Annotated in this window: 14 protein-coding genes; all 14 read left to right on the forward strand. The window is 64.0% G+C overall.

Annotated features, from left to right (window positions below; translation table 11 throughout):
• The first annotated feature begins 2 nt into the window (after positions 1-2).
• On the forward strand, positions 3-578 hold the full coding sequence (locus O3299_RS23165; RefSeq protein ID WP_305063288.1) for a DUF2975 domain-containing protein: 576 nt from the start codon (positions 3-5) through the stop codon (positions 576-578).
• Entirely contained in the window at positions 578-811 is a 234-nt protein-coding gene (locus O3299_RS23170) for a helix-turn-helix transcriptional regulator (RefSeq protein ID WP_034778346.1), read from the forward strand. Before O3299_RS23165 ends, O3299_RS23170 begins: the two co-directional genes overlap by 1 nt.
• Positions 812-966: 155 nt before the next feature.
• Complete coding sequence (gene ychF, locus O3299_RS23175) at positions 967-2,058, forward strand: redox-regulated ATPase YchF (protein ID WP_099665709.1); 1,092 nt, start codon at positions 967-969, stop codon at positions 2,056-2,058.
• Positions 2,059-2,064: 6 nt separating this feature from the next.
• Positions 2,065-3,093 carry a glycosyltransferase family 2 protein gene (locus O3299_RS23180; protein ID WP_305063289.1) on the forward strand — a complete coding sequence of 343 codons (1,029 nt, stop codon included), beginning with the start codon at positions 2,065-2,067 and terminating at the stop codon, positions 3,091-3,093.
• A gap of 55 nt (positions 3,094-3,148) precedes the next feature.
• A complete protein-coding gene (locus tag O3299_RS23185; protein WP_305063290.1) occupies positions 3,149-3,697 on the forward strand; it encodes a dTDP-4-dehydrorhamnose 3,5-epimerase family protein in 549 nt (182 codons plus the stop codon).
• Between the two features lie 21 nt (positions 3,698-3,718).
• On the forward strand, positions 3,719-5,131 hold the full coding sequence (locus O3299_RS23190) for a lipopolysaccharide biosynthesis protein (protein WP_305063291.1): 1,413 nt from the start codon (positions 3,719-3,721) through the stop codon (positions 5,129-5,131).
• Positions 5,132-5,252: 121 nt separating this feature from the next.
• Entirely contained in the window at positions 5,253-5,771 is a 519-nt protein-coding gene (locus tag O3299_RS23195) for a sigma-70 family RNA polymerase sigma factor (RefSeq protein WP_251349364.1), read from the forward strand.
• A gap of 3 nt (positions 5,772-5,774) precedes the next feature.
• Positions 5,775-6,755 (forward strand): FecR domain-containing protein, encoded by a 981-nt coding sequence (locus tag O3299_RS23200; protein WP_305063292.1) that lies wholly within the window; start codon positions 5,775-5,777, stop codon positions 6,753-6,755.
• 103 nt (positions 6,756-6,858) lie between these two features.
• Positions 6,859-8,625 (forward strand): ABC transporter ATP-binding protein, encoded by a 1,767-nt coding sequence (locus tag O3299_RS23205; protein ID WP_305063293.1) that lies wholly within the window; start codon positions 6,859-6,861, stop codon positions 8,623-8,625.
• A complete protein-coding gene (locus O3299_RS23210) occupies positions 8,619-10,412 on the forward strand; it encodes an ABC transporter ATP-binding protein (protein WP_305063294.1) in 1,794 nt (597 codons plus the stop codon). The genes O3299_RS23205 and O3299_RS23210 overlap by 7 nt, the downstream gene beginning before the upstream one ends.
• Positions 10,409-11,365: an ABC transporter permease gene (locus tag O3299_RS23215; protein ID WP_305063295.1), complete on the forward strand. Its 957-nt coding sequence runs from the start codon at positions 10,409-10,411 to the stop codon at positions 11,363-11,365. Before O3299_RS23210 ends, O3299_RS23215 begins: the two co-directional genes overlap by 4 nt.
• Positions 11,362-12,312 (forward strand): iron chelate uptake ABC transporter family permease subunit, encoded by a 951-nt coding sequence (locus O3299_RS23220; protein ID WP_305063296.1) that lies wholly within the window; start codon positions 11,362-11,364, stop codon positions 12,310-12,312. Before O3299_RS23215 ends, O3299_RS23220 begins: the two co-directional genes overlap by 4 nt.
• A complete protein-coding gene (locus O3299_RS23225) occupies positions 12,309-13,079 on the forward strand; it encodes an ABC transporter ATP-binding protein (RefSeq protein WP_099665700.1) in 771 nt (256 codons plus the stop codon). Before O3299_RS23220 ends, O3299_RS23225 begins: the two co-directional genes overlap by 4 nt.
• Before the next feature lies 1 nt (position 13,080).
• The gene (locus O3299_RS23230; RefSeq protein WP_099665699.1) at positions 13,081-14,064 is read left to right on the forward strand and encodes a siderophore ABC transporter substrate-binding protein; all 984 of its coding nucleotides are present in this window, start codon (positions 13,081-13,083) and stop codon (positions 14,062-14,064) included.
• Positions 14,065-14,163 lie beyond the last annotated feature (99 nt).

The raw sequence follows: 14,163 nt of genomic DNA on the forward strand, positions 1-14,163 counted from the left end.
ATATGAAAAAAAATCAGTCAGGCCCCGCTGTATTGAGCCGGCGCGTGCGCCATGGCGTGACGACGTTCTTCGTGCTGTACCTGCTGCTGACGGTGCTGGGCTGGCTGGCGCCCGCGCCGGCCGCGCATGGGACATTGGGTGGCGCCGGCATGTACGAGCTGATGCTGCAACTGCAGAACCAGCCATTCGAGCACCTGGCGGCCATGCCGTGGTGGCAGCGGGTACTGGGCCTGGCGCTGGCCTTGCCGGCCTTGCTGGTGCTGGGCGATGCCGTGCGCCAGCTGGCCCGGGTCCTGCGCCAGTTCGAGCAGGGCGTGTACTTTACGCCGCAGGTGGCGGCGCACTTTCGCCGTTTCGCGGGCGGCTTGCTGCTGGGAACGCTGTTGACCCTGCTGGAGCCGACCGTGCGCGGCATGCTGTTCGGCTTGCTGGAAGAGGGCGCGGGCCAGTTGCGCCTGGTGGTCGACGTCACGGGCGGCGACTTGTGGACCTTGCTGCTGTGCTCCGTGTTCTTTGCGCTGGCGCAAATCCTCCATGAAGGCCAGCGCCTGGCCGATGAAAACAGCGGGTTCATCTGATGGGCATCGTCGTGCGCCTCGACCTGGTACTGGCCAGGAAAAAAGTGAAATCGAAGGAATTGGCGGCCTTCATCGGCATCACGGAACAGAATCTGTCCCTCTTGAAATCGGGCAAGGTGCGCGGCGTGCGTTTCGATACCCTGTCGAAAATCTGCGAGATGCTCGAATGCCAGCCCGGCGACATCCTGGAATTCGATGCGTCGCAGCCGGACGACGGGGATGGCGACAGTTAGCGGCACAGAGGGCGGTTTTTTTGAAGAGTAGGGTGCATAGAGGTACAATTGACCCTTACCAGATTTATTACAGCAAGATTATCCAGAAAACGCCTGTACAGGCCGTTTTTGCACCAGCCGCTTGCCGGCAAAATTGATTATTTAAAGGTTTTCCCATGAGTCTCCAATGCGGTATCGTCGGCTTGCCGAACGTCGGCAAGTCCACCCTGTTCAATGCACTGACGAAAGCCGGCATCCCGGCTGAAAACTATCCGTTCTGCACCATCGAGCCGAACGTCGGCGTCGTCGAAGTGCCGGACCCACGCATGGATGCGCTGGCCGCCATCGTCAAGCCGGAACGCATGGTTAACGCCATCGTGGAATTCGTCGACATCGCCGGCCTGGTGGCCGGTGCATCGAAGGGCGAGGGCCTGGGCAACCAGTTCCTGTCGCACATCCGTGAAACGGACGCCATCGTCAACGTCGTGCGCTGCTTCGAAGATGACAACGTCATCCACGTGGCCGGCAAGATCAACCCGCTCGACGATATCGAAGTCATCCAGACCGAACTGGCGCTGGCCGACATGGGCACCGTGGAAAAGGCCATCCACCGCGAAAACAAGAAAGCCCGCTCGGGCGACAAGGATGCGGCCAAGTTGCTGGCCATCATGGAACGCATGATGCCTTACCTGAACGACGCGAAACCCGTGCGCGCGATGGGCCTGGACGCCGATGAAATGGAACTGATCAAGCCGCTGTGCCTGATCACGGCCAAGCCGGCCATGTTCGTGGCCAACGTGTCCGACTCGGGCTTCACGAATAACCCGCTGCTGGACCAGCTGACGGCCTATGCGCAATCGCAAAACGCCCCTATCGTCGCCATCTGCGCGGCGCTGGAAGCGGAAATCGCCGACCTGGACGACGCCGACAAGGGCGCTTTCCTGGCCGACATGGGCATGGAAGAGCCAGGCCTGGACCGTCTGATCCGCGGCGCGTACAAGCTGCTGGGCCTGCAAACCTACTTTACGGCTGGCGTGAAGGAAGTGCGCGCCTGGACCATCCCTGTCGGCGCCACGGCACCGCAGGCGGCCGGCGTGATCCACACCGACTTCGAACGCGGCTTCATCCGCGCGCAAACCATCGCCTATGACGACTTCATCGCCTACAAGGGCGAAGCGGGCGCCAAGGAAGCGGGCAAGATGCGCGCCGAAGGTAAGGAATACGTCGTCAAGGATGGCGACGTGCTGAACTTCCTGTTCAACGTCTAAGGACAGATGCTTGCTGGCGAGCGCCAGCAACATACTGCATTCGTCCATTGCGAAATGCCGCTCAATGCACTTGGGCGGCATTTTTTGTTTGTCTATTTGAAAAGGCCAGCCATGCAGCCGGAGAAACCGCCGCTCGTTTCCATTGTCATGGCCACGTACAACCGGAGCAATATCCTCGGGTACGCTATTCAGTCGGCACTCGCCAGCACCGTGCAGGATTGGGAACTGATTATTGTCGGCGATTGCTGCACCGACGATACCGCCGAGGTGGTCGCCGCGTTCGGCGACGCGCGTATCCGCTTTGTGAATCTGGAAACCAATTACGGCGAACAGACGGGCCCCAACAATGTCGGCGTCAGCCTGGCCCGCGGCACCTATCTGGCATTCCTGAACCACGATGACCTGTGGTTGCCCGATCATTTGCAAAGCAGTATCGAGGTCCTCGAGCGCACCGGGGCCGACCTGGCTTTTGGCCAGGGACTGGTGGTTTTGCCGGTGGGATATCACATGGTGGGGGCGCTGGCGGATGGCGTGCAACCGTACCGTCCGTGGATGGACGTGCCCGCTACCCTGTGGATCATGCGGCGCGAGCTGGCCCTGCAGATCGGGCCATGGCAGCCCTCATGGGAAGTGCGCTGCTGGCCGTCGCAAGCCTGGCTGCACCGCGTGTATCGCGCGGGACGGCCGATGCTGGCCCACTCCCGCATCGGCGCCATCCTGATCCAGTCTGGCAGCCGCAGCAATGCCTACCTGGAGCGGCAACACGCCGAGCATGCGTTCTGGTGGGCGCACATGCAGGATCCGCTGAATATTCTGCAGGCTGTCTCCACGCTGTATGGCAAGGTGGGGCGTGAGCGTCTTATTGCACCGCTACAGTCCGCGATAACGGCCATGAAAGCATTGTCACGCCGTCTTTGCTATATGTTGGGGCTGTGGCCGCCGCATCCCGGCTTCTGGCTCAAATATTGGCGCAAAGGCACATTTTTACGTGAATTACGCCGCCGCCGGGGATTGAAGGACATGTCGCGGCGATAGATAATACGGTTGCAATATATAAGAGCATTTTTATAAAATTCTAGGGGTAGATCTGGTGGCTGAGAAAGATAACTGGTTGTTGGCTGGCGCGAAGCAGGATGGCGTCAGCATTACCAAGGAATGGAAGCCGGCAACGCCTTCCTTGATCGATGGCGTGATCTTTCAGGAAATCAAGCCTGTCTTGACGGCGTACGGCAGCCTGACCGAAATTTTCCGCACCGAATGGGTGCCCGATGCGGCACAGATAGGCCAGATATTCGCCTCGACCCTGGAGCCGGGCGGACTGAGCGCCTGGCATGCGCATGCCATCACGACGGACCGCCTGTTCGTGGCGGCGGGCCAGATGCGCGTGGTGCTGTACGACGCGCGCGAGGAGTCGCCCACCTTTGGCATGCTCAACGAATTCAAGCTGGGAACCAAGCGTCCCGGCCTGCTCGTCGTGCCGCCGCGCGTCTGGCATGGCGTGCAAAATTACTGCAGCACTCTTGCCATCCTCGTCAATGCGGTGGACCATGCGTATCGCTATGATGCGCCGGACCACTGGCGCGTGCCGGCCGATTCGGACACGGTGCCCTATCGTTTTTCCAACGACAGGCATGGCTGAGATGCCCGGCCCGGCTGAACGATGCGCCTGAACCGTCTCGCGGGTTTTTCAGCCGGCCCCATCTTGTCGCTGCTGTGCGGCCTGGCCACCGTGCCTGCCGTGGCCTGGCTGTTTCCACCTGCCGACATCGGCAAGCTGGATTTCTTCATGACCGCATGCACGGTGGCCGGTTTGCTGCTGTCGCTTGGGCTGGATAAGGCTTTCCTGCATGAATACCATTACAGCACCGCGCGTAGCGGCTTGCTGAAAGCGTGCCTGCTGCCGGCCGTGCTGCTCGCGCCCATGGCGCTGGCCGTGATACTCGTGTTTGCCGCGCCGGTAGCGCAACTGTTATTTGATGTGGCGCAACCTGCACTGGCTATCCTGTTCGCTGCCGGCATGCTGAGCGCCCTGGCCAATCGCCTGATCGCGCAACTGTTCCGCATGCAGGAGCGCGCCTGGGTATTCAGCCTGGCGCAGGTATTGCCGAAAATGTCGCTGCTGTTGCTGCTGCCTGTCCTGTGGTGGGATCCGCAGCGCAATTTCGTGCACCTGGCAAGCCTGGTCGTGGCCACTACCTGGCTGGTCACGCTATGGCTGTTGTGGCATGCGCGCGTATCGCTGGCGCAAGCCTGGAACACCGCCGTGGACCGGGTGCTGCTGCGGCGCCTGCTTTCCGAGGCCGCGCCCCTGCTGGTGAGCGGGATTTTTTATATGTTCATGTTGTCGGCCGGTATGGGCTTGCTGCGTTTCTTTGCCGGCTTTGACGAACTCGGCATTTATGCGCTGGCCACGCGCGTGGCCGCCGGCGCCTGGCTGGTGCAATCGATTTTTACGATTGTCTGGATACCGCAAGTACACAAATGGGCCGCGGCCGGCGGTGGCTTGTCGAATATTGCGGCCATTTGCCGCCATGCGCAGGCCATCGTGGTGGTGGGCTTTTGCCTGGCGGGCGCCCTGGCCTGGCTGATCGGCTGGGTCTTGCCTCCCAACTATCATGGCGTCGCGTACATGGCGGTGGCCACGGTTGGCCAGCCGCTGCTGTATGCCCTGGCGGAAGTGACCGGCGTCGGCATCAATCTGGCCCGCCGTCCGGCATTTTCCATCGCCGCCTTTGCGGCCGGCTTGCTGGGCACCTTGCTGGCGGGCGCCGTGCTGGTGCCGCGCCATGGCGCCACGGGCGCCGCCGTGTCTCAACTGCTGGGCTTCCTCGTGTATTTCGTCGTCAAGACGGAGCTGGGCATGCGCGTCTGGCGTCCGCTGCCGCGTCGTTCGCTGTACCTGAGCACCGTCCTGCTGTCGCTGCTGGCGGCGGGCCACGCGTTTTTTGCCCAGCGCCTGGGGGTGCTTGCTCCGCTGGCGTGGGGCGTGCTGCTCGCTGCCGCACTGCATGTCTACCGGCCTTCGCTGTGGGCCGCGTTCAGGCTGTTCAGGCCCGTCCGGCAGCAGGGCTGAGGGCGTTTGCTGCCCGTCGCCGTATTGCGTTTTCCTCGTCACTCGGCGTACAATGAGAATAATTCTCATTTATAATCCGATGCGCCTGTTCTTGCCGGCCGTTGGCGACAGGAAGGGTATCGTGAGCACCGCCGAGTTAGCGCTTCAGCAGCAAGTCAGCAGTCTGTACACCGACCACCATCACTGGCTGCGCGGCTTGCTGCGCCGTAAACTCGGCAATGCCTTCGATGCGGCCGACCTGGCGCACGATGTGTACCTGCACCTGATGAAGACGGGGCGCATGCCGCCGGCCGGGGAGTCGCGCCGTCACCTGACGCAGATCGCCAACGGCATGGTCATCGACCTGTATCGCCGCCGCCAGATCGAGGCCGCCTACCTGGAAGTGCTGGCCCTGGTGCCCGAGGCGCTGGCGCCGTCCGAGGAAGAGCGCGCGCTGGTGATCGAGGCGTTGACGGAAATCGATGCGGTGCTGCACCAGTTGCCCGCCAAGGCGCGCAAGGCCCTGTTGCTGTGCAAACTCGATGGCCTCAGCTATCGCGACATCGCCGCCGAATTGCAGGTGTCCGTCTCGTCCGTCGAAAAATACATCGCCGCCGGTTTGCTGGCCTGCTACCAGGCCATGCACGCGCCGGACGCCTGAGCCATGGAGGTGGTGATTGCGCCCGCCGTCGTGCAGCAGGCTGCCCAGTGGATGGCGCGCCTGTGGTCCGATGACGCCAGCGACGAAGACCGGGCTGCCTGTGCCCGCTGGTGCGCGGCCCATCCGCATCACGCCATCGCCTGGCAGCGTTTGCAAGCGTTCGAGGGCAAACTGCACAGCGTGCCGCGCGATGCGGCCCGGCACGCGCTGCGCGAACCGGCGCCCGCCGCCTACCTGAACCGCCGCCGTGCCCTGAAGCTGCTGGCCGTGCTGCTGCCCGTGGGCGGCATGGCGTACATGCTGCGCGGCACGGATGCCTGGCAAGTGGCCACGGCCGGCCACGGCACGGCCACGGGCGAGGTCCGCGAGATTACCTTGCCTGACGGTACGCGCGTCATGCTCGCTTCCGCTTCCGCCATCGACGTGCGCTTCGACGCCAGCGAGCGCTTGCTGATCCTGCGCAGCGGCGAAATCCTCGTCACCACGGCGCACGATCCCGACCCGGCTCAGCGGCCTTTCCGCGTGCAGGGCCGCCACGGCACGGTGCAGGCGCTGGGCACGCGTTTTACTTTACGGCAAGACGAACACACGTCGCGCGTCGCCGTCTTCGAGGGCGCCGTCGAAATACGCCTCGCGCATGCGCCCGGTCACGCCGTGGGCATCGCCACGGGCTACGGCGCCATCTTCTCGGCCGACATCGTGCAATCGGCCGCCCCCGTGCCGGCCAGCGCGGCGGCCTGGACGAAGGGCGTGCTGGTGGCCGACAACATGCGCCTCGATGAATTGCTTGCGGAACTGGCCCGCTATCGCCCCGGCCTGCTGCGCTGCGACCCGGCCGTGGCCAGCCTGAGCGTCAACGGCGTGTTTTCCCTGCGCGACACGGATCGCGCGCTGCATAACCTGGCGCTGGCCTTGCCCGTGCAAATCCTCGCGCGCACGCGCTACTGGGTGACGGTGCAAGCCATACCCCAGGCCGCTGCCTGACAATTTTTCGGGCCCGATTGAGGGTTTTGCATTCTCGTTCGGGATATAGGGTGAGAGCCACCCTTATTCATTGACCTTATGCACGTTTTTTCCCGTTTTTCCCATGCGTAGCCAACGCCGCCAGCCCGGCCCGATCAGCCGGATACTGCACCCCATCCGCGGACGCCTGATCGCCGCCGCCGTGCTGGCCGGCACGGGGTCCATGCTCACCCTGGTGCCGCTGGCCGGCATCGCGCAGATCGCGCAAATCGCCATGGCCCCCGCGCTGGCGCCGGGCGCTGTGTGGCCGATCATCATCGCCAGCGTCGCCTGCCTGTTCCTCGGCATGGCCCTGATGTCGCTGGGCGAACTGGCCGCGCACCTGGCCGACAACCGCCTCACACATCGATTGCGCCTGCAAGCCATGCAGCGCCTGGGGCAGGTGCCGCTGGGCTGGTTCACCAGCCGGGCCTCTGGCGAGGTCAAGCAGGCGATGCAGGACGACATCAATACCCTGCACAGCCTCACGGCCCACTTCTACACGACGACGGGGCGCGCCGTGGGCGCCATCGCCATCTCCGTCATCTACCTGTTCGCCATGGACTGGCGCCTGGCCCTCATCGCCATCCTGCCGTTTCCCGGCTTCTTCCTGTTCTTCGGCCGCGCCATGAAGGCCAGCGGTGGCAACATGGAACAATTCGTCGCCGGCATGGGGCGCATCAACAATGCCGTGGTGGAATTCGTCAACGGCATTCCCGTGGTCAAGGCGTTCGGCGCCACGGGACGCGCGCACGGCAGCTACCGCACGGCCGTCGATGCGTTTGCCGAGGCGTTTGCCGCGTTTACCCGTCCGCTGGTCGGCTCGATGGCGAATGCCAACGCGCTGATCGCGCCCGTCGCCGTGCTGGGCGTGGTGGTGCTTGCCGGCACGGCCTTCGTGGCCCTGGACTGGATGGCGCCCGTCGATATCCTGCCGTTCGCCCTCGTGGCGCCCGGCATTTCCGCGCCCATGCTGCTGCTGCATTACCTGACGCATGACCTCAACAACGCCACGGGAGCGGCCCAGCGCGTGCAAGCCTTGCTCGATACGCCCGTGCTGGCGCAGCCGGCGCCGGATGAGCAGCAGTTGCCCGACGGCACGGAGATCCGCCTGGAAGGCGTCAGTTATGCCTACGATGGGCACAACAAGGTGTTGTCGGATATCACGCTGACTTTGCAGCCCGGCACGGTGACGGCCATCGTCGGCGCTTCCGGTTCCGGCAAGTCGACCCTGGCGCGGCTGCTGCTGCGCTTTTTCGACCCGACCGAGGGGCGCATCACCCTGGGCGGCGTCGACCTGCGGCACATCGCCACGCCCGAGTTGTACCGGCGCATCGGTTTCGTGCTGCAGGAAGTGCGCCTGATCCACGCCAGCGTGCGCGAGAACATCGCGCTGGGCCGGCCATCGGCCAGCATGCACGAAATCGAACAGGCGGCGCGCCTGGCGAACATCCATGAACGCCTCCTGGACTTGCCGCGCGGCTACGATTCCGTCATCGGCGAGGATGCGCAATTGTCCGGCGGCGAGTTGCAGCGCGTAAGCATCGCCCGTGCCGTGCTGCTCGACCCGTCCGTGCTTGTGCTCGATGAAGCGACGGCCGCGGCCGATGCGGAAAACGAGGTGGCGATCCAGGACGCGCTGTCGCGCTTTGCCCGGGACCGCACCCTGCTCATCATTGCGCACCGGCTCGACACGGTGATGCATGCCGACAACATCGTCGTCGTCGAGAACGGCGCCATCGTCGAACAGGGCAGCCATGCCGGCTTGCTCGCCGACAAGGGCCGCTATGCGCAACTGTGGGCGCTGGGCGGCTATCAGGATTTCCAGGAAGACGCGGTGCTGCCATGCTGAAAACGTTTATTCAACTGCTGGGTGATGACGCGCCCGTGTTCCGCCGCTACTGTGCCATGGCGCTCGCGTATGGCGTGCTCAGCGGATTGACCATCACGGCGCTGGTGCTGGCCCTGGGCCGCCTGCTGGGCGACGACGTGGGCGGCGCGGTCCTGTGGCTGCTGGTGCTGCTGGCCGGGCTGGTTGCCTGCTGGGCCTGGCGGCGCCAGGTAGAAAAGGCCGGCGTGCGCGTGGGAGTGACGGTGCTGCAAGGGGCGCGCCAGCGCCTGGGCGACCACGTGGCGCGCTTGCCCGTCGGCTGGTTCACGCCGGACAACACGGCAAAACTGGGCCACGTCATCACGCAAGGCATGATGAATGTAGCCCAGCTGCCCGCCCACGTGTTGACGCCCGTCATCTGCGGCGCCGTCACGCCCGTCGTGATGGTCGTCGCGTTGTTCGCGCTGCACTGGCAGCTGGGTCTCATCGCGCTGCTGGCGCTGCCCCTGCTGGCCGGCGCCTTGCGGCTCACCGCGCACCTGGGCCAGCGCGCCGACGATGCCTATCACCACCATTTTGCCCAGACCAGCCAGCGCCTCGTTGAGTTTGCGCAAGCGCAATCCGTCTTGCGCGCATTCAATGGCAACGGCAGTGGTGCAGCTGACGGCGGCACGCGTTTCCTGCAGCAAGCGATCGATGCGCAGCGCCACGCGGGCACGCGGCTCATTTACCTGTCTGCGCTGTCGTCCGTGCTCAACGCCTGGACCGTGCAAGCCATCTTTGCCGCCTTGCTGGCCGCCGCCGCGCTGTGGCTTGACAGCCTGGCGGGTGGTGCTGCCGGCGCGGGCGACGCCATCGCCGTCATCGTGGCCTTGCTGCTGGTGGTGCGCTTTGTCGACCCGCTGCAGGAAGTGGCCAGCTATGGCGAAGTGCTGCGCGGCGCGCGCGGTCCGCTCGACGCGGCGCGCGATATTTTCGCCGTGCAGCCGCTGCCGGAAGCAGACAAGCCGCAGGCGCCGCGCGATGGCGCCGTCGAATTGCGCGACGTGGCATTCCGCTATGCACAGGATCAGGCCGACGTCTTGACGGATATCAACCTGCGCATTGCGCCGGGCAGCATGACGGCGCTGATCGGCGCGTCCGGCTCCGGCAAGACGACCCTGGTGCGCCTGATCGCGCGTTTCTTTGACGCCAGCGCAGGTGCGGTGTTGGTGGGCGGCGTCGATGTGCGCGATATGTCCAGCGAGCAATTGGCTGGCCAGATCAGCCAGATATTCCAGGACAGTTATCTGTTCCAGGGCAGCATCGGCGACAACATTCGCATCGGCAAGCCCGGCGCCACCGATGCCGAGGTGCTGGAAGCGGTGCGGCAGGCGGGCGTGGCCGAGATCATCGCCCGCCTGCCGCAGGGACTCGATACCCTGGTCGGCGAGGGCGGCGCGCGCCTGTCCGGCGGCGAACGCCAGCGCATCGCGATTGCCCGCGCCTTGGTCAAGGATGCGCCGATTTTGCTGGTCGATGAGGCGACGGCCGCGCTTGACGCGGAAAACCAGGCCGCCATCGCCGAAGCGCTGGCGCGGCTGCGCGGCAAGCGCACGGTGATCGTCATCGCCCACCAGTTGTCGACGGTGGCCATGGCCGACCAGATCGTCGTGCTGGACGGTGGCACGATCCGCGAGCAGGGCGCGCCAGCCACCTTGCGTGCGCAGCACGGCCTGTACGCGCACTTCCTGGCCCAGCGCCAGGAGGCCAAGGGCTGGCGCATCGCCGCGCCCGCCCGCCAGGCTGGAACGGAGTCCCGCAGTTGACACGCGCGCGTCTGTTCTGCGTCTTCTTCCTGCTGTGCTGCGCGTCCTTGCTGGTGGGCGCCAGGCAGATGGAGTGGGCGCAGTTGTTGTCCTCGTCCGGCGCGCTGTCCGCCGACGCTTGGCTGACCCTGACGGCCAGCCGGCTGCCCCGCCTGGCGGCATTGGTGCTGACGGGCGTGGGCCTGTCCGTGTGCGGCGTCATCCTGCAGCACATCGTGCGCAACAAATTCGTCGAACCGGCCACCTCGGGCGGTCTCGACGCAGCCAAGCTGGGCATCCTCGTGGCGCTCACCGTGGCGCCCGCGGCGGGCACGGCCGGCAAGATGGCGTTCGCGCTGGCCTTCTGCTTTGCCGCCAGCCTCGTGTATGTGGCCCTGATCCGCCGCATCCGCTTCAAGAACACGATACTCGTGCCCGTCATCGGCCTCGTGTATGGCGGCGTGCTGAGCGCCGTGGCCGAGTTTTATGCTTACCGCAACAACATCCTGCAAAGCATGCAGGGCTGGCTGCTGGGCGATTTCTCGAAGATCGTGCAGGGCAACTATGAAATCATTTATCTGATCCTGCCCATCGTTGCCCTCACGTATTTGTATGCGCAGCGCTTTACCGTGCTGGGCATGGGAGAGGGCATGGCCACCAGCCTGGGCTTGAACTATGGGGGCACGGTGGCGCTGGGCCTGATGCTGGTGGCCGTCACGGTGGCGGCCACGGTAATCACGGTGGGGGCGATCCCGTTTGTCGGGCTGGCCATCCCCAACTTGGTGGCCTTGCGCTACGGCGACAAGCTGGACCGTACCCTGCCCATTGTCGCGCTGGGCGGCGCGTCGCTGCTGCTGGCCTGCGACATCGCGGGGCGCTTGCTGATCTATCCATTCGAAGTGCCCATCGGCCTGACGGCAGGGGGCGTGGGGGGCGTGCTGTTCCTCATGTTGATCATCCGGGGGCGGCGATGAGGCGCCGTTTGAACCAGCGCATGCTCTGGTTGGCCGTGTTGGCCCTGGCGCTCGCTTTCCTCTTCATCGGCGCAAATCTGGATTTCGATTACGTCATTCCCAAGCGTATGTCGCGCCTGGCCGCCATCGTCATCGGCGGCGTTTGCGTGGCCGTGTCGTCGATTGTGTTCCAGACCATCGCCGGCAACCGCATCCTGACGCCGGCCGTCATGGGTTACGAAGCCGTGTATTTGCTGCTGCAATCGCTGCTGATCCTCGCGATGGGCATGCACAGCGTCGTGCTGCTGGGGCAGAACGGCAATTTTGTCGTGTCGATCGCACTGATGCTTGCGTATTCCTGGGCCATCCACTATTGGCTGTTTCGTGATGGAAAGAACAACGTGTATTTCCTGTTGCTGCTGGGATTCGTGCTGACGATGGTGATCGGCACATTTACCCAGTTCATCCAGTTGCGCATCAGTCCCGGTGAATTTGCCATCTTGCAAGGATTCAGCCAGGCCTCGTTCAACAAGGCGCAGCCCGTGCAGTTGTTGTACTCGGCCGTGCTGGCGGGCGCCGCTTGCGTGGCGGTGTTGAAAACCTTGCCGGCGCTCGACGTGCTGGCGCTGGGGCGCGAGCAGGCCATCTCGCTCGGTATCGATTACCGGCGCATGGTGCGGCTGCAGCTGGCGCTGATCGCCGTGCTGGTGGCGGTGTCGACGAGCTTGCTGGGACCGACGGCCTTCATGGGCATCTTTGTAGCGAACACCACTTACGCCCTGGCCCGCACGGCGCGCCATCGCGTCACCTTGCCGCTGGGCTGCGCCATCGCCATCGTCATCTTCCTGGCCGCCCAGTTGCTGGTCGAACACGTTTTCAATTACCGGACCACGGTTGGCATCCTCGTCAACCTGGTGTGTGGCGCTTACTTCCTCGCGCTCATGGTCCGCACCCGAGGCACAGCATGATCCACGTCAAACAGATTGAAAAAAGCTACGGCGAAAAGCGCGTGCTGGCCAAGGTCAGCGCGCAGTTTCCCAGGGGAAAAGTGACGTCCTTGATCGGCCCGAACGGCGCCGGCAAGACGACCTTGCTGATGCTCATCGCGCGCCTGCAGGAAGCGCATGGCGGCGAGATTACGATAGACGGGCGCAGCATTGCAGCCATCCAGATCCGGGACTATGCGCGACTCGTGGCCACCCTGCGCCAGTCGCCCGATTTTCACTTGCGCCTGACGGTGGAAGAGCTGGTCGCCTTCGGCCGCTTTCCCTACAGCCGAGGCGCGTTGACAGAGCAGGACCGGCAAGCCATCGATGACGCCATCGCCTTCCTGTCGCTGGAGCATCTGCGCCTGGCGTATGTCGATGAGCTGAGCGGCGGCCAGCGGCAGATGGCCTTCCTGGCCATGACGATCGCCCAGCAGACGGATATTCTGCTGCTCGACGAGCCGCTCAACAACCTCGACATGAAGCATGCCGTGCAAATCATGCGCGCGCTGCGGCGCCTGTGCGACGAGCAGGGCCGCACGGTGATCCTGGTGATCCACGACATCAATTTCGCCGCCAACTATTCGGACCACATCGTCGCCATGCAGGGCGGCGCCGTGCGCTTTTCCGGCCCCGCCCACGAAGTCGTGACGGAAGAGCGCTTGCGCGCGCTGTACGACATCGATTTCCACATCGTGCGCAACGAGCGCGGCTGCGTCTGCAATTACTTTACCCCCACAGGAGCTTGAGATGATCTGGAACAAATCCCGCCGCGCGCTGGCCGTGCTGCTCGCCGCCATGGCCGCCCTGCAAGGCTGCACCGACAAGGCAGCCACGACGCCGTCAGCACCTGCCGCCTCCGCGTCACCGCAGGCGTTTGCGCCCATCACCATCGAGCACAAGCTGGGCACGACGGTGCTCAAGCAGCGCCCACAGAGGGTGGCCGTGCTCGACATGAACGAAGTCGATTTCCTCGACCAGCTGGGCGTGCCCGTGGCCGGCATGGTGAAGGATTACGTGCCGCATTTCCTCACCCGCTACAAGGATGACCAGGGCATCCGCGACCTGGGCGCCATCGTGCAGCCGAATCTCGAGCATATCCACGCGCTCCAGCCCGATTTGATACTGATGACGTCGATCCAGGCCAACCATTACAAGGAACTGAGCCAGATCGCGCCCACCTTGCATTTCGACGTGGATTACCAGAACAGCGAGAGCAAGCACATCGAAGTTGTCAAGCAACACTTGCTGACACTGGGACGCATCTTTGGCAAGGAAGACATTGCCAGCCGGAAAGCCGCGGAGCTCGACGCCAAGGTGGCGGATGCGCGCAAGGTGACGCAGGAGCGTCCCGAGAAGGCGCTCATCGTGCTGCATAACAACGGCGCCTTCAGCTCCTTCGGCGTGCGGTCACGCTACGGTTTTGTGTTCGATGCGCTGGGCGTGAAACCTGCCAGCTCGGCCATCGAGGCGGGCTTGCATGGCCAACCCATTTCCAGTGAGTTCATCCAGCAAGCCAATCCCGACATCATCTATGTGGTGGACCGCACGGCCGTGATGGAACACCGTCCCGTCATGACGGCCGAACAGATGGCCAATCCGCTGTTGCGCCAGACCAATGCCTGGAAGAACGGCCGCGTGGTCTTCGTCGATGCGGATGCCTGGTACATCACGGCGGCCAGCGTGACGTCGCTGAAACGGGTGATCGACGACGTGCTCAAGGGTTATCAGTGAGATAAATTATTTTCGTAATGAGTCGTATTTGCATTGAGGGTTTTGCCTTTTCGTTCGGGAGATAGGGTGAGAACAAGCAATCATCCCTTCTGAAAGGAT

This window comes from Janthinobacterium sp. SUN176 (genome assembly GCF_030587335.1).
Lineage (GTDB): Bacteria > Pseudomonadota > Gammaproteobacteria > Burkholderiales > Burkholderiaceae_D > Janthinobacterium > Janthinobacterium kumbetense.